At 70.6% G+C, this 15,683-nt stretch carries 17 protein-coding genes; 6 read left to right on the top strand and 11 right to left on the bottom strand.

The genetic code is table 11. The features are described 5' to 3' along the window. Positions 1-24 precede the first annotated feature (24 nt). The gene (locus I53_RS04150) at positions 25-846 is read left to right on the top strand and encodes a hypothetical protein (protein ID WP_043346986.1); all 822 of its coding nucleotides are present in this window, start codon (positions 25-27) and stop codon (positions 844-846) included. A gap of 13 nt (positions 847-859) precedes the next feature. Here I53_RS04150 and I53_RS04145 read toward each other — a convergent pair whose 3' ends face one another. Next, positions 860-2,806: a methyl-accepting chemotaxis protein gene (locus I53_RS04145; RefSeq protein WP_083935962.1), complete on the bottom strand. Its 1,947-nt coding sequence runs from the start codon at positions 2,804-2,806 to the stop codon at positions 860-862. Positions 2,807-3,346: 540 nt separating this feature from the next. Further along, positions 3,347-3,781 (bottom strand): histidine kinase, encoded by a 435-nt coding sequence (locus tag I53_RS04140; protein WP_043346983.1) that lies wholly within the window; start codon positions 3,779-3,781, stop codon positions 3,347-3,349. A gap of 228 nt (positions 3,782-4,009) precedes the next feature. On the opposite strand from I53_RS04140, the gene argJ reads away from it, so the two are divergent. The 3 genes from argJ to I53_RS04125 are packed head-to-tail and all read left to right on the top strand — an operon-like array spanning position 4,010 to position 6,398. After that, on the top strand, positions 4,010-5,260 hold the full coding sequence (gene argJ / locus I53_RS04135) for a bifunctional glutamate N-acetyltransferase/amino-acid acetyltransferase ArgJ (protein ID WP_043346982.1): 1,251 nt from the start codon (positions 4,010-4,012) through the stop codon (positions 5,258-5,260). Then, complete coding sequence (locus I53_RS04130; RefSeq protein ID WP_043346980.1) at positions 5,257-5,973, top strand: SIMPL domain-containing protein; 717 nt, start codon at positions 5,257-5,259, stop codon at positions 5,971-5,973. Before argJ ends, I53_RS04130 begins: the two co-directional genes overlap by 4 nt. Continuing rightward, positions 5,970-6,398 (top strand): (deoxy)nucleoside triphosphate pyrophosphohydrolase, encoded by a 429-nt coding sequence (locus I53_RS04125; RefSeq protein WP_043346979.1) that lies wholly within the window; start codon positions 5,970-5,972, stop codon positions 6,396-6,398. The genes I53_RS04130 and I53_RS04125 overlap by 4 nt, the downstream gene beginning before the upstream one ends. Before the next feature lie 171 nt (positions 6,399-6,569). Here I53_RS04125 and I53_RS04120 read toward each other — a convergent pair whose 3' ends face one another. The 5 genes from I53_RS04120 to I53_RS04100 all read right to left on the bottom strand — a co-directional run bounded on the left by I53_RS04120 (position 6,570) and on the right by I53_RS04100 (position 10,579). Beyond that, the gene (locus tag I53_RS04120; RefSeq protein WP_043346977.1) at positions 6,570-7,547 is read right to left on the bottom strand and encodes a Gfo/Idh/MocA family protein; all 978 of its coding nucleotides are present in this window, start codon (positions 7,545-7,547) and stop codon (positions 6,570-6,572) included. Positions 7,548-7,647: 100 nt separating this feature from the next. Continuing rightward, positions 7,648-8,469 (bottom strand): alpha/beta fold hydrolase, encoded by an 822-nt coding sequence (locus tag I53_RS04115; RefSeq protein ID WP_043346975.1) that lies wholly within the window; start codon positions 8,467-8,469, stop codon positions 7,648-7,650. Between the two features lie 37 nt (positions 8,470-8,506). Beyond that, positions 8,507-8,917, bottom strand: coding sequence for a DoxX family protein (locus I53_RS04110; protein WP_043388964.1), 411 nt, complete (start codon positions 8,915-8,917; stop codon positions 8,507-8,509). A 34-nt stretch (positions 8,918-8,951) separates the two neighbouring features. Next, entirely contained in the window at positions 8,952-9,584 is a 633-nt protein-coding gene (locus I53_RS04105) for an alpha/beta hydrolase (RefSeq protein ID WP_043346973.1), read from the bottom strand. 71 nt (positions 9,585-9,655) lie between these two features. Further along, positions 9,656-10,579 (bottom strand): ring-cleaving dioxygenase, encoded by a 924-nt coding sequence (locus tag I53_RS04100; protein WP_043346971.1) that lies wholly within the window; start codon positions 10,577-10,579, stop codon positions 9,656-9,658. A 119-nt stretch (positions 10,580-10,698) separates the two neighbouring features. Here I53_RS04100 and I53_RS04095 point away from each other — a divergent pair, with 119 nt between their 5' ends. After that, positions 10,699-11,637 carry a LysR family transcriptional regulator gene (locus I53_RS04095; RefSeq protein WP_043346969.1) on the top strand — a complete coding sequence of 313 codons (939 nt, stop codon included), beginning with the start codon at positions 10,699-10,701 and terminating at the stop codon, positions 11,635-11,637. 284 nt (positions 11,638-11,921) lie between these two features. Further along, entirely contained in the window at positions 11,922-12,617 is a 696-nt protein-coding gene (locus tag I53_RS04090; RefSeq protein WP_043346988.1) for a GntR family transcriptional regulator, read from the top strand. 42 nt (positions 12,618-12,659) lie between these two features. Here I53_RS04090 and I53_RS04085 read toward each other — a convergent pair whose 3' ends face one another. From I53_RS04085 to I53_RS04070, 4 genes are all read right to left on the bottom strand, one after another. Continuing rightward, positions 12,660-13,238, bottom strand: coding sequence for a GbsR/MarR family transcriptional regulator (locus I53_RS04085; protein WP_043346968.1), 579 nt, complete (start codon positions 13,236-13,238; stop codon positions 12,660-12,662). 45 nt (positions 13,239-13,283) lie between these two features. Next, positions 13,284-13,406: a DUF2474 family protein gene (locus tag I53_RS04080; RefSeq protein WP_043346965.1), complete on the bottom strand. Its 123-nt coding sequence runs from the start codon at positions 13,404-13,406 to the stop codon at positions 13,284-13,286. Continuing rightward, positions 13,406-14,413, bottom strand: coding sequence for a cytochrome d ubiquinol oxidase subunit II (gene cydB / locus I53_RS04075; protein ID WP_043346962.1), 1,008 nt, complete (start codon positions 14,411-14,413; stop codon positions 13,406-13,408). The genes I53_RS04080 and cydB overlap by 1 nt, the downstream gene beginning before the upstream one ends. A 7-nt stretch (positions 14,414-14,420) precedes the next feature. After that, on the bottom strand, positions 14,421-15,683 hold a 1,263-nt coding region (locus tag I53_RS04070; protein ID WP_043346960.1), incomplete at its 5' end, for a cytochrome ubiquinol oxidase subunit I.

Genomic DNA, 15,683 nt, shown 5'->3' with positions numbered 1-15,683 from the left:
CCGACAGACCGGGCGGACCAATCCATGACCGACAGCAGAGCCACTTCCAAGCTCCCCGCAAAGGGCGCGACGTCCCCCAAGGCGAGCAGCGCCCCCGAGAGCGTCGCCCCCGCGGCCTCCGCTCAGGATGGCGCGGCGCGGAGCGCCGGCGCGGCGCCGGAGGATAGCGCGCCGAAGCTGCCGCCCCGGGAGGCCGCCGTCGAGGCTCTGATGCGGCTCGCCGCCGAGCAGCCCTGGAACGACATCGAGGTGAGCGACATCGCCCGGGAGGCGGGTCTGACGCTCGCCGAACTGCGCGACCTGTTCCCGTCGAAGGGCGCCGTGCTCGGCGGCCTGACCCGCATCATCGACCGCAAGGTCCTGGAGGGCGATCTCGCCGGCCTCGAGGAGGAGCCCACCCGGGAGCGGCTGTTCGACGTTCTGATGCGCCGCATCGATGCGATGGAGCCCTACAAGCCCGCCCTGCGCCGCATCGCCTACGCGCTGCGCGGCGAGCCGCTGTCGATGCTGGCGCTGAACGGCGTGATGCTGAACTCGCACCGTTACATGCTGGCGGCGGCCGGGATCGACACCGAAGGCCCCCTCGGACAGCTCAAGCTGCAGGGCGTGGTCATCGCTTTCGCCCGCGTGACCCAGGTCTGGCTCGACGACGACGACCCGGCCCTGGCCCGGACGATGGCGAAGCTCGACAAGGAAATCCGCAACGGCGAGCGCGTCATGGAACGCGCCGAGGATGTCCGTCGGTTGACGGCGCCCCTGCGCGCCCTCGGCCGCTCCTTCCTCGATCGACGCCCCCGCGAGCGGCGGACGCGCGACGGCGACGAGACCGACACCGCCGCCATCTAGGCCGCCCTGGCCTTCATGCGGCCTGAATGTCGTCGAGGAAGCTGTCGACCTCGCGCTTGACCGTCAATGACTGGGTGGCAAGCTCGGACGCAGCGCTCTGGACCTGCGCGGCTGCGCTGCCGGTCTCGCGAGCGGCGGCCAGCACGCGCGTGACATTGGCCGACACATTCTCCGTGCCCCGCGCCGCTTCACCGGCATTGCGCGAGATCTCGCTCGTGGCGGCCGTCTGCTGCACCACCGTCGCGGCGATGGCGCCGCTGATCTCGTTCACGGCGGCGATCGTGCGGCCGATCTGGGCCATCGCCTCCGCGGCCTGCCCCGAGGCCGCCTGGATCGCGGCGATCTGGCCGCCGATCTCCTCGGTGGCCCGCGCCGTCTGCGAAGCGAGCTCCTTCACTTCGGAAGCCACAACGGCGAAGCCGCGCCCCGCCTCGCCGGCCCGCGCCGCCTCGATGGTGGCGTTGAGGGCCAGCAGGTTGGTCTGGTTCGCGATGCCGGAGATCATGATCACGGCGGCGCCGATCTGCTCGGCGGCGGCGCGCAGGCTCGCCATGGCGGCGTTGGTCGCCTCGGCCTCGTGGGCGGCGTGACCGGCCACCTCGTTGGAGCGCACGACCTGCCGCTCGATCTCCTGAAGCGAGGAGACCATCTCCTCGGCGGACGCCGCGACGGTCTGGACATTGGCCGAGGTCTGCGCGGCGGCCGAGCTCGATGTCACCGCCTGACTGTTGGTGTTGTCGGCCACCCGGGTCATCGCCTGCGCGGTCGCGTCGAGTTCGCTGGTCGCCGCCGTGACGATGGCGAGCGAGGCGGCGATCTTCGCCTGGAAGGCTTGGACGCGCTGCTCGACCCGCTCGGCCCGGCGCAGGCGAGCCTCCCGTTCGGCAGCCTGCGCCGCCTCGAGTTCCGCTCGGGCGACCGCGTTCTGCCGGAAGATGTCGACGGCCTTGGCCATCGCGCCCATCTCGTCGGCCGCGTCGCGGTACGGCACCACGACCTGAAGGTCGCCGCCGGCCAGCCGCGTCATCGTCTCCGTCATGCCGGCGATCGGCCGGATGATGCTGCGGGCCAGCATGAAGGCCAGGACGCCCCCGAGGAGCAGGGCCGCGCCGACGAGGCCGATCAGGATGTAGCGGGCCCGTGACGCGGCCGACGCGGTCTCCCGGGAAATCTTCTCGCCGGCGGCCACGATCCGGTCGCGCAGCGCGATGCCGAGCCGTTCGATCGCGTCGGTGTGGGGCTTGATCCCGGTTTCGAACGTCGCCTTTGCCGAAGCCACCGCCTGATCGTACGCACGGAAGCCGGTCGCGGCGGCGACCAGCGCGTCGCGAACGGCCCTGACCTGCTGTGCGAAGACCGCGCCGCCCTGCGTGTCCTTGAACGCATCCAGGGCCGCAAGAGCCTGCTCGACCCGCTGCTCGAAGGTGCTGCGGTCCTGCGGATCCAGGCCGATCACGAAGCGGGCCGATGCGATGCGGGACCGCAGGACGGCATTCTCGATGTGCTCGATCCGCGCCAGCATTGCCTCGCCGCCTCGGGCGCGCACATCCGCGAGCAGGTTTCCGAGAAGAACGGTGAGTGTATTGCCGGTCTCGTAGAGTTTCGCCCTGGCTTCACGCAGGGTCGCGCCCGAGGCCGCAAGGCGCTCCAGCTCCGGCTTCATCGCGCGGGCGGCCTCCCGCACGTCGTCGTACAGCTTCCGCCCGCCGTCGGTCATGGCCAGCGAGAAGTACTTGTCGCAGGTCTGCTCGATCGCCCGCCGGGCCTGCTCCATCGCGACGATCAGATCGGGATCCGGCTGGATCCGGTACCGTTCGGCGGTTCCGATGAGGCGTGCGGCGTGACCGTCGATCATCAGGACCGATTGCGCACCCCGCTCCACCCGCTCCCGGAGCGCGTGGTCTTCGCTGATCACTCCTTGCTGGTAGATCGCGAATGCACCGATGATACCCGTGATCATGACGAGCATCGCAAATCCCGCGTAGAGGCGAGAGCGTATCCCAGTTCTCACAGGCGCATCTTCCACGGAACAGGCCAAGTTCTCGGCCGAACGATAGACGCCTCAATCATGACAACATCGTGTCACGCGATCAAGTTCAACTTGTACTATATATATTTGGCGGCAATGTATTGAGATATATTTGATATTCAGGCCAGGCAAGTCAGCCGCAGACGCAGGGCGGCACGCGCAAACGGCAATCGGGGCGTTCTCGTCGCGATAGACCAGTTCTGACAACGCGTCCTGGGCCGCCAGAAAGCTTCGACTTGCGCGTGTCCGCTGCTGAGCCGCGCTAAAACTGCGCGCGGATCCCTCTTTCACCGGATCACGCGGCCGCTGCATTTGGATTGCCGTGCGGCCCGGCCCGCGTTGCTGACATCGAGCGGGCCGTCCCGATTGCAACAGTCCCGAACCGGCACGGAGGCGCGGCGACGTCGTGAGTCGCGTCGGCCGCGATTCGCTCGACGCCTTGCGAGGCCCCTCAGGCCGTCGCGCCGGACCTCAGGCCGCGCGGTTCGCCAGCGCCTCGCGCATCATCGTGGCGACCATGCCGTTCTGAAGCTGGTCGCGCGGGACGCGCAGCGCGTCGGGCACGCGGGCCGACGCCTCCGGCTCCATCGCGTCCACCGGGTCGCTGGCGAGGATGATGCGCAGGGCCGGGCGCAGGGCCCGCGCCTCGACGGCGAGCTGCGCGCAGCACAATCCCCCCTGGAGCGCGGTATCCACCACGATCACATCCACGGGGAGGCCGAGGGCCAGCACCGTCATGGCATCGACGCCGCGATCGCAGGCGGTGACCTGATAACCCAGCATCCGGACTTGCGCGGAGACCTCGTCGCGCCAGCGCTTGTGGCAGCCGACCACCAGAACCTGGATTCGATAGCAGCTGCCCTGGGGAAGGCTGCCCGAGGCAGTCTCGACGTCGGCTGGGGGCATTCCGCACTCGACCTCGCGCTGACTTTGCGATGCAGCATGCTAGGCTGGGATGCAATCCACACGCAAGCCCGACGCCGTGATACCGCCGTATTCGGCGCCGTCGGTGCACAAAACCGAAGCAGCTCGAAGCGTGGCCATAGGCTGAGCACACGGTTGACGCCGCAGGGGTCGCGCGGGCAACACCGGGCCGCCGCGGAACCTGAGCCGCGCGTGCCGGAGCCTGAGCCGATGTCATCCGCGAAAGCCCCTCCCGTCTCCCCGCTGGCGCCCACCGCGATGCCCGAGCTGCCCCCCCTGCCGGGCGTGCGCATCGCCACCGCTCAGGCGGGGATCCGCTACAGCGGCCGAACCGACGTGCTCTACGTCGCGCTGGAATCCGGCACCCGGGCCGCGGGGGTGTTCACCCGGTCGAAATGTCCCTCGGCGCCGGTGGATTGGTGTCGCGACGCCCTGGCCGACGGATCCGCGCGGGCGCTGGTGGTCAATTCGGGCAACGCCAACGCCTTCACGGGCCGGCTCGGACGCGACGCGGTGGCGCGCACCGTCGAGATCGCCGCGCAGGCGGCGGGCTGCCGCACGGGGGAGGTGTACGTGGCTTCGACCGGCGTGATCGGCGAGCCGCTTCCGGCGGAGCGGTTCGAGGGCGTGCTCGCTGAGTGCGCGGCCCGGGCCGAGGATGGACCGGCCGCCTGGAATGCGGCGGCCCGCGCGATCATGACCACCGACACGTTCCCGAAGCTCGCCACCCGCACGGCCGAGATCGCCGGCGTGCCCGTGACCATCAACGGGATCGCCAAGGGCGCCGGCATGATCGCCCCCGACATGGCGACGATGCTGTCCTTCGTCTTCACCGACGCGGCCCTGCCGCAGGACGTGCTGCAGGCGCTCCTCTCGGCGGGCACGAAGACGAGCTTCAACTGCGTGACGGTGGACGGCGACACGTCCACCTCCGACACGCTGATGCTGTTCGCCACCGCCAGGGCCGGCCATCCGGCGATCACGGATCCCGCCGACCCGCGTCTCGCCGGCTTCCGGGAGGCGCTCGACGGCCTGCTGATCGAGCTGGCCCAGCTTGTCGCCAAGGATGGTGAGGGCGCGCGCAAGTTCGTCACCGTGCGGGTCACCGGCGCCGAGAGCGACGCCTCCGCGCACCGCATCGCGATGTCGATCGCCAACTCGCCGCTGGTGAAGACCGCGGTGGCCGGCGAGGATGCCAATTGGGGCCGCGTCGTGATGGCCGTGGGCAAGGCCGGCGAGCCCGCCGACCGCGACCGGCTCGCGATCTGGTTCGGCGACGTCCGGGTGGCCGTCCAGGGCGCTCGCGACCCCGATTACAGCGAAGCGGCTGCCAGCGCCGTGATGCGCGAACCGGAGATCGAGATCCGGGTCGATCTCGGCCTGGGCGACGGCAATGCCCGCGTCTGGACCTGCGACCTGACCAAGGCCTATGTCGAGATCAACGGGGATTACCGCTCGTGAGGGCCATCCTGTCCGGCGCCCTGCTGGTCACGGTCCTGGCGGCCCCGGTTCAGGCCGACGACGCGGCGTGCAAGCGGCATATCAGCGTCGTCGGACGCGCGGCGGAGACGCGGGCACCGGACTTCGCCGAGGTGACCGTCGGCATTGAGGCGCGCGCCGCGACCGCGGCAGCCGCCCTCGACGCGGCCTCGAAGGCGGTGTCCGGCGTCTCGGCGCAGGCCCGTGCCCTCGGGGTCCCGCCGGCCGATATCGGGACGGCCGCCGTCACCCTGCAGACGGCGACCCGCACCGTCGCCCGGCCCGGAGGCGCCGTGACCGAGGAGCCCGACGGCTACCGCGCCAGCAACCTCGTCACGGTCCGCCTCGCCGATATGGACCGCCTCGGCGACCTTCTCCGGCAAGCACTGGACTCCGGGGCGAACCGCATCGACGGCGTGAGCTTCGGACTGCGCGACCCGGACAAGAGCGAAGCAGCCCTTCAGGTCGCGGCGACCCGGGACGCCCGGAGCCGGGCCGAGGCGCTCGCCGAGGCGGTCGGGGCCAAGCTCGGCGCGCTTTGCACGCTGACCACCACGGTCGGGACACCGTACCGCCCGGCGCTGGAGATGGCCCGCGCGGCACCGATGGCCGCCAAAGGGCGACGGGTGCCGATCGAGGCGGGCACGATACAGATGTCTTCCGAGGTCTCGGCCGCTTTCGCGGTGGCGCAATGAGCGGGCTCGAAGGCGGCGCGCTGCGCCTGCTCCTGGTGGTCGCCGTGGCCCTCGTCGACGTCGACGGCCGGGTGCTGGTGAGCGAGCGTCCGGCGGGCAAGCAGCTCGCCGGCCTGTGGGAGTTCCCCGGCGGCAAGGTCGAGCCCGGCGAGCGCCCCGAGCAGACCCTGATCCGGGAGCTCGCCGAGGAACTCGGCATCCGGGTCGAGGAGCCCTGCCTCGCGCCGCTGACCTTCGCCAGCCATGCCTATCCGGACTTCCACCTTTTGATGCCGCTCTACGTCTGCCGGCGCTGGACCGGCACGCCGCGCCCGATGGAGGGACAGGCGCTCAAATGGGTGCGGCCGAAGGCGCTGCGCGATCTCGCCATGCCGCCCGCCGACGCGCCGCTGATCCCGTTCCTGGTCGACCTGCTAGGAAGCTGAACGCCTCACGGTCCGGGTCGCTCGGTCCCGGTCCGCTCCGTCATCGCGAGCGCAGCGATCCAGGGTAACGAGAGGCCAACCCGCGTCCCGCGGCCTGGATGGCCGCCCTCCGCTCGAAGACGGCGGAGCCTCGGCGGGTTCGTTCTTCGGGCGCGGGCCCGCGCCCGGCCCTCACAAGGCCAGGATACCCTCGACGACCTCCTGCACGGCGAGCGCCTCCGCGAAGGTGGCGAGGGGGTGGGGTTCGCCGCGGGCCATCCGGACGACGCCCTCAAGCTGTCGCCGGAGGGTGATCGGCCGCAGCCGCTCGTTGGGGATCGCGTCCGGCTCCGGCTCGAAGCGCCCGTCGGCGCCCCGACGCTCGGCGATGGCCCAGTCGCGCAGCCGGACGGCGCCCGCGTCGCCCTCCAGCGTCCACGTGTTGTGGTCGTCGGCCTCGACGCCCCCGACCCGGCCGGTCAGGGTGACGGGAATCCCACCCGCGCTGAGCGTCACGTCGATCGCGCGCTCGGACCGGCCCGGCTCCGGGAAGGCGATCCGTCCGGCGAGACCCTGGAGCGGGCCGAGCTGGCGGCGGGCCAGGAACAGGAAATGCGAGACCACCTCGCGGGTGAAGCCGCCCTCCGCCCGGGCGTCGAGCCAGTGCGCGGCGTCGGCCTGCCAGGGGCGCGGCCAGCGAGCGAATGCCACCGCGATGGTGAGCGCCCGGGGCGTGCCGACCGCGCCCGCTTCGATCCAGCGCTCGATCGTCGCCACGCCCGGCGACGAGGCGAACGGGAAATTGACCGCGCCGGCACCCGTGGTGTCCGCCACGAAGGCGCGGGCATCGGCCAGATCGATGGCAAGCGGCTTCTCGCAGAAGACGCTCCGGCCGGCGGCCAGGGCGGCACGGGCATAGTCGAGATGCGAGGCGGGCGGCGAGGCGACGTAGACGCAGTCGCTCGCCGCCACGACCGCGGCGGCGTCGGCTACGCGCGGCACCGCCGGGAAGGCCGCGCCGATCCGGGCCAGGGCCTCCGGGGCCGGATCCCAGATCGCCGCGACCCGCACGGGCGAATCAGCCGCCCCGTGGATCGCACCGAGCAGGCGCTCGCCCATGATGCCCGCGCCGATGATCCCGAGGGCGAGGGGTGCGTCGGAGGTCGGCATGCGAGGATCCGTGCGGAGGTTCGGGTCTGACGGACCGCGGCGTGCGGCCCGTCGCAGGCTTTAGGAGCCCGGACCCGCGCGGGAAAGGCCGCCGGTCTCCTCAACCTTGGATGAAGGCGAGCAGGTCTGCGCTGAGCCGGTCCTTGTGGGTGGCGGCCAGCCCGTGCGGGGCGCCCGGATACTCCTTCAGCACGGCGTTCGGCACGAGCTTGACGGCGGCGCGCGCCGCGGCGTCGATCGGCACGATCTGGTCGTCGTCGCCGTGCACGAACAGGGTCGGCACGTCGATGCGCTTCAGGTCCGCGGTGAAGTCGGTCTCCGAGAAGGCCGCCACGCAGGCGTGCACGTTCCGCAGGCCGGCCATCATGCCCTGCATCCAGAACGTGTCCCGCAGACCGTCGCTGACAGCGGCGCCCGGTCGGTTGGCGCCGTAGAACGGGCCGCTCAGGTCCTTGAAGAACTGGGACCGGTCGCGGAGGACCGAGTCGCGGATGCCGTCGAACACCTCCCTGGGCTGGCCGCCCGGATTCGCGGGGGTCCGGACCATCTGGGGCGTCACGGCCCCGACCAGCACCGCCTTGGCGATGCGCGCCGTGCCGTGCCGCCCGATGGTGCGGGCGACCTCGCCGCCACCGGTGGAGTGGCCGACCAGCACCGCGTCGCGCAGGTCGAGATGGGCGATCAGCCCGGCGAGATCGTCCGCATAGGTGTCCATGTCGTTGCCGGACCAGGGCTGCTCGGAGCGACCGTGCCCCCGGCGGTCATGGGCGATGACCCGGAACCCGTGCTGCCCGAGGAACAGCATCTGGTCCTCCCAGGCGTCGCCGTTGAGCGGCCAGCCGTGGCTGAAGACCACCGGCTGCCCGGTGCCCCAATCCTTGAAGTAGATCTGCGTACCGTCCTGCGTGGTGAAGTAGGGCATGGTGGTCTCCCGATAGTCGCAACAGTCGAAGGACGGGTCAGGCCCGGCCCTGCCGCGCGTCGAGGCTGAACGGACCGGCCCCGAAGGCCGCGACCTGGAGCAAGCCGCCGGCCATGGCGAGGTTCTTCAGGAAGTGGAACATCTGGTTCTGGTCGCCGAGGGCCGCGTGGAAGGTCACCGCGGTGGCGACCGCGAAGAGCGCGAGGATCAGGGCGACGAGCCGGGTGCGGTAGCCGGCGATGAGCAGCAGCCCGCCGACGACCTCCACGCTTGTCGCCGCCGCGTAGGCGAGAGGCGGCAGCGGCAGATGGGCGGCCTCGATGGTGGCGAGCGTCGCGGCGGGGGCGGCGAGCTTGCCGGCGCCGCTCACGAGAAAGATCGCGCTCATCAGGACCCGGCCGGCCACCGGCAGCAGGGCGGTCGCGCCGGGAGAGGAAATCGGGGACATCGTCAATCGCTCCATCCTGTCGTCAGTTGCGGAATCAGGCCGCTTCGGGGCGTGGGAGGCTGCGAAGCCATGCGAGGGCCTGACTGACATCGGCCTGCGACAGGCCGTGTCCGGCCGGCAGGATCCTATGCTCCACGCGCGCCCCGGAGGCGGAAAGCTGCTGCGCGAGGCGCCTTGCATTCTCGACGGGTACGATCGGGTCCATCGCCCCGGAGAGGATCAGGACCGGCCGGCCCGCGAGGTCCGCGGCCGGGGGCTCGGCGAACGGCACCATCGGGCGGATCAGCACGGCACCCATCAGGGTCTCCGGCCGGAGCATCAGCAGCGAGGCGGCGATGTTGGCGCCGTTCGAGAATCCCAAAGCCAGGGGGGCCCCGAGGCCGTACCGTTCCCGGGACGCCGCCACGAAGGCGGCGAGGTCGCCGGTGCGCCGACGGAGATCCGCCTCGTCGAAGACGCCTTCGGCCAGGCGCCGGAAGAAGCGCGGCATGCCGTTCTCGCTGACGCCGCCGCGCGGCGCGAGCAGGGCGGCCTCCGGCGCGACCATGCGGCCGAGGGGCAGGAGGTCGTTCTCGTCGCCGCCGGTCCCGTGCAGGAGCAGCAGGGGACGCGCGGTGTCGGGACCGGGCTCGAAGCGGTGGATGAAGCCGGTGGTATCCTGGGTCATGATGGCCTCACGGCTGATGGGGCGCGGTCCCGCCCCGCACGGATGCGGGGCGGGCATGATGGTGTCGCGGCTCAGGCGACCTTGGGCAGGACGGCCTCGATCTCGGCCCGGTGCGGCTCCAGGCCGGCGGGGAGCTTGAGCGCCTGGCCGAGGGCCTCGATCGGCTCGTCCACCGCGAAGCCGGGCGCGTCCGTGGCGATCTCGAACAGCACGCCGCCGGGCTCGCGGAAGTAGACCGAGCGGAAGTACTGCCGGTCGCGCTGCTCCGTGACGTGCAGGCCCCGCGCCGCGAGCGCCTGCCCCATCGCAGCCTGCGCGGCGTCGTCCGCCGCCCGGAATGCGATGTGGTGGACCGAGCCCGCCCCCGGCCGTCCGGGGAGGAAGCCGCCCACCGCCCGCAGGGTGACGAGCCCGCCGAGTTCGGCGCTGCCCGCGAAGCGGATCAGGCTGCCCTCGCGGCCGACCTCCTGCAGGCCGAGCACCTCCGTGAGGATCGCGGCCGTGGGCTCGGCCCTGTCGAGGAGCAGCGTCACCCCGTGGAGGCCGCGGATCGCATGCTCGGCCGGTACCTCGCTCGACGCCCATCCCTCCGCATCGCCGACATCGACACCCACCAGGGCGAGCATCATGCCGTCCGGATCGCGGAATCGCAGGGTCGGCGCGCCGAAGACCTGAACGAGCGGTTCGTGGGCGACGCCCTTCTCGATGAAGCGATGGGTCCACCAGCCGATGGAGGCGCGGGGAACCCGGAAGGCGGTCTCCTGGGTCTCGCCGATCCCGACGCGGCCCGGCGCGGCGTGCTCGATGGGGAAGAAGGTCAGGATCGTGCCCGGGCGCCCGGCCGCATCGCCGTAATACAGGTGATAGGTGCCCGGATCGTCGAAGTTGACGGTCTTCTTCACCAGACGCAGCCCGAGGACGCGGGTGTGGAAGTCGAGGTTGCGGAGGGCCGGGCCGGAGAAGGCCGTGACATGATGGAGGCCGGTCTGAACCATGGCGATGTCTCCCGACAGGCCACCGCGGAGGGCGGCGTGTCTCGATGACGGGAATGTGCCCCTTGCCATGTCTCGCGAAAATAGAAACGATGGAAACCTATCGTTTCTGGAAATGACCGATGCGATTGCCTGATTTCGAGGCCTGGGCGGTGTTCGCCAAGGTGGTGGAGACCGGCTCCTTCGGTCGGGCTGCCACGGAGCTCGGCCTGTCGAAGGCCACGGTCTCGAAGGCGGTGAGCCGGCTCGAGGTCCGGATCGGTGCCCGTCTGTTCAACCGCACGTCCCGGAAACTCGCCCTCACGGCGGCTGGGCAAGGCGCCAAGGACAGCGCCGCACGCATCCTGGCCGAAGGTGAGGCCGCCGAGGCCCTCGCGACGGCGAGCGCCACAGAGCCGCGGGGCCTCGTGCGCCTCGCCGCGCCGATGACCTTCGGGGTGATGCACGTGGCGCCGATTCTGCCGGCCTTCCTGCAGCAATACCCATCCGTTTCGGTCGACCTGCACCTGTCCGACGCGGTCGTCGACTTGGTCGGGGGCGGATTCGATGCCGGGCTGCGCATCGCCGCCCTGCCCGACTCATCGCTGCGGGCGCGCCGGCTCTGCGGGATCCGCCGCTCGCTGGTGGCCACGCCCGCCTATCTCGACCGGCACGGCAGGCCCGAACATCCGGACGATCTCGTCCATCACACCTGCCTCGGCTACGCCTACCTGCCGACGCCCGATCGCTGGCGATTCGTGGACGGAGCCGGGACCGAGGCCGTCGTGGTGCCCGCGGGCCAGCTTCGGGCGAACAATGCCGAGGCCCTGACACCGGCGCTTCGGGCCGGTCTCGGCCTCGCCCTGCAACCGGACTTCATGATCTGGGAGGACCTCGAGGCCGGGCGCCTCGAACGGGTCCTGCCCGCTTGGTCGCCGCCCCCGATCGCGCTGCATCTCGTCATGCCCCCCGGCGATCCGAGGCCCGCGCGGGTGACGGCGCTGATCGCATACCTGGGGCAGACCCTCGCCCAGTCGCCTTGGGCCGATCCGCACCACCGGCGCGATCCGCCAGAACGATAGGCCGCGCGACGGGGCCGTACCCCACCCGGTTTCGGTCCTGGTTTTCGCAATCTGGATCAGTGCCGTCCACGTCTGCGTGCGTTATCGGCGATCAGCAGGCGAGTCGCATGATGTCCCTGCCGGCGGAATGACCTCGCGGGCGGGGGCCGAGACGTACAACCAAACCGCAGGGGCCCGCAAATTTGCAACCTCAAGTTCGCTCAGGACAATCTGGCATTGGACATGCGAGCGTTTCCGCGGCATGACGGTGTCCTGCATAAATGTATACATTCGGCGAGGCGTTGATGTCCCCTGCGGTCCCCGGCCGACCCGCGCCAGATCGGCTGCGGCACAAGACCGTGTCCGCGGCCGTCGCGGACTCGTTGCGTCAGCAAATCCTGAACGGAGACCTGCCGCCCGGGGTGCAGCTTCGCCAGGATGCCCTGGCTGAGGAATTCGGGATCAGCCGGATCCCGATCCGCGAAGCTTTGCTCCAGCTGGAAGCCAGTAATCTCGTGAAGATCATGCCGCATCGGGGTGCGGTCGTGACGGGTCTGTCGCTGCAAGAGGTCGAGGACATCTTCCAGCTGCGCGTCCAGCTGGAGCCGCAATTGCTGCTGCTATCGGCCCCTCATCTGTCGCACGACGAGATCCGGGATCTCGACGCGCTCGCGCAGGAGTACGGCGCGGCGCTGGAGACGGGCGAGGTCCTCCGATGGGGCGACCTGAACAGCCGTTTCCATCTCGACCTGCTCCGCCACGCCAATCGCCCGCGGTCGCTGACGATCGTGTCCGGACTGCTGCAGGATTGCGAACGGCCGACGCGGCTGCAGATCTCGACCTCCAACGACGCGACCCGCGCCCTCAGCGAACATGCGCAGATCCTCGACCTGTGCGAGGCGCGCAGGTTTGAGGAGGCCGCGGCCTGCCTGCGCGGCCATATCGAGCATGTCGGCACTTCCCTCATCGCCCTCTACCGGCGTGCTCTCGCCCGGGCCTGATCGGACCTGACAAAGCCGTGCGCCCCGGCGCATCCGGCCGACTCAGTCCGGCTTGGATGCCAGACCGCCGATCCGCCCCGGCAGACGGGTCAGGCGATCCTTCATCTCGAGCACCTTCTGGACCTTTGCGCCGAGGGTGAGGAGCTGGACGAGGCGCTCTGTTTCGAGGCGGCGCACGTCGGCGTACCAGCCCGCGAACAGCTCGAAGAGGTCATGCATCTCCTTGAGACGCTCCTGGGCGTGCCGCTCCTCCTCGGTGGCGGCGTCCTGCATCAGGAGCTCGCGCAGGAGGGTCAGCGTCGGATCGACTTCCCGCTTCTTGCGCTCCTCGACCAGCGTCCGGACGATCTGCCAGATGTCCTCGGGCGTCGTGAAGTAGTCGCGCCGGTCGCCCGGCCGGTGCTGGAGGCGCACGAGATTCCAGGCCTGCAGTTCCTTCAGGCCCATGCTGACGTTGGAGCGCGACACGCCGAGCCGTTCCACGATCTCGTCGGCGTTGAACGGCCGCTCGGCCACGAACAGCAGGGCGTAGATCTGCCCCACGGTCCGGTTGATGCCCCAGCGCGAGCCCATCTCGCCGAAGTGCAGCACGAAGGTCTGGACGAGGGGAGGCAGTTGCACGGCGAGGGTCCGACGCGGGGAAGGTACGGGGTCGCCCCCGGCTTATCAGGACTTGAGCCAGAACCGGAGGAGCGTCGCCACGAAGGCGAGGCCGACGACGCTCGAGGCCCAGAGCACCGCGAACCAAGCGAGGCGCTTCCAGAGGGGTTGTGCCGATGCGGGTGCCATCAGTGATATCCGTGCGCGTCGACCTTGCCGCGGAAAACCCAGTACGCGTACGCGGTGTAGGATAGGATGATCGGGATCAAAACCGAGGCGCCGGCGAGGAGAAAGACCTGGCTCGCCTCGGGAGCGGCCGCCTGCCAGATCGTGATCCGGCCCGGCACGACGTCGGGGAAGATGCTGATGCCCAGCCCCAGGAAGGTCAGGGCGAACAGGCCCAGCGCAATCAGGAAAGGCGCCCGCTCGGCGCCGCTGCGCAGGGCCCGCCACAGGGCGTACGCGGCGAGCGCCACGAGCAGCGGCACCTGCGCGGTGACGAGCACGTTCGGCATCGCCAGCCAGCGCTCGGCGTAGCGGCCCTGGAGGAACGGCGTCACGGCACTGACGAGGGCGATGGCCGCGACCGTCGCCACGGTGAGGCCCAGGGCATAGCGCCGGGCCTGCGCCTGGAGCTGGCCCTCGGTGCGCATCACCAGCCACGTCGCCCCGAGCAGTGCGTAGGCGACGACCAAGCTCGCGCCGACGAGGATGCTGAAGGGCGTGAGCCAGTCCCACCAGCCGCCGGCATAGGCCCGCCCCTCGACGGTGATGCCCTGCAGGAGGGCGCCCAGCGTGATGCCCTGGGCCAGGGTCGCCACCAGCGAGCCGCCCGCGAAGGCCACGTCCCAGGCGGCGCGGTGGCGGGGATCGCGCCAGCGGAACTCGAAGGCGACGCCGCGGAAGATCAGGCCGAGCAGCATCGCGATGATCGGCGCGTAGAGCGCCGGCAGGATCACCGCGTAGGCCAGGGGGAAGACGGCGAACAGGCCGCCGCCCCCCAGCACGAGCCAGGTCTCGTTGCCGTCCCAGACCGGGGCGACCGAGTTCATCGCGGTGTCCCGCTCCGCGCCGGGCCGCAGGAGGGGGAACAGGAGGCCGATGCCGAGATCGAAGCCGTCCATGACGATGTAGGCGAAGACCGCGAAGGCGATCACGAACGCCCAGACCACCGTGAGGTCGAAGCTGTAGGCCATGGGTTCCTCACTCGGCCGGCTGGAGATGGCGGTCGGGATCGATCGCCGGGGCGGGGGTGAGGCCCGCCGTCCGGATCGGCACGCCGGGCTCGATGCCGCGCTCGCCGGCATGCGGGGGCTTGGCCATCAGGCGGAGGATGTAGGCGGTGCCCATGGCAAAGACCGCGAAGTAGATCACCACGAAGGCGGTGAGCGAGGCCGCCACCGCGGGCGCGTGGAGCGGCGAGGCGGACTGCGCCGTGCGCAGCAGGCCGTAGACCGTGTAGGGCTGGCGCCCGACCTCGGTGGTGATCCAGCCGGCCAGCACCGCCACGAAGCCGGCCGGGCCCATCGCCACCGCGAAGCGGTGCAGCGGCGGCCACGCGTAGAGCGTCCCGCGCCAGCGGGCGAGGAGGCTCAGGGCGCCGAGCAGCAGCATCAGCATCCCGAGACCGACCATGATGCGGAACGACCAGAACACGATCGGCACCGGCGGCCATTCCGCCCGCGGCAGGCTGTCGAGCCCCTTCAGGGGCGCGTTCGGATCGTGCTTCAGCACCAGCGAGGACAGCTTCGGAATCTCGACCGCGTAGCGGACGGTGCCGGTCTCCTGGTCGGGCAGGCCGAACAGGATCAGCGGCGCGCCGTCCGGGTGGCTCTGGTAGTGCCCCTCCATGGCCATGACCTTGGCGGGCTGGTGCTCCAGCGTGTTCAGGCCGTGCGCGTCGCCGGCGAGGATCTGGACCGGCGCCACCAGCGCGGCCATCCACATCGCCATCGAGAACATCGTCCGGGCAGCCGGATTGGACCGGTCGCGCAGGAGGTGCCACGCGCCGACCGCGCCGACCACCAGGGCGGTGGTGAGATAGGCGGCCAGCACCATGTGAACGAGACGGAACGGGAAGGACGGGTTGAACACGATCGCCCACCAGTCGAGCGGCACGAACTGGCCGTCCGCGTTCGTGCCGTAACCCGCCGGCGTCTGCATCCAGGAATTCACCGACAGGATCCAGAAGGCCGAGAAGAAGGTCCCGAACGCCACCATCAGCGTCGCGGCGAAGTGCAGCCGCGGCCCGACCTTCGTCATGCCGAAGAGCATCACGCCGAGGAAGCCCGCCTCCAGGAAGAAGGCCGACAGCACCTCGTAGGCCATCATCGGGCCCAGCACCGGGCCGGTCTTGTCGGAGAAGACCGACCAGTTCGTGCCGAACTGGTAGGACATCACCAGCCCCGACACGACGCCCATGGCGAAGGCGATCGCGAAGATCTTAATCCAGTACTGAACAGGTCC

Source organism: Methylobacterium sp. B1, from assembly GCF_000333255.1.
Lineage (GTDB): Bacteria > Pseudomonadota > Alphaproteobacteria > Rhizobiales > Beijerinckiaceae > Methylobacterium > Methylobacterium fujisawaense.
This window is presented reverse-complemented; position numbering and strand designations above follow the sequence as displayed.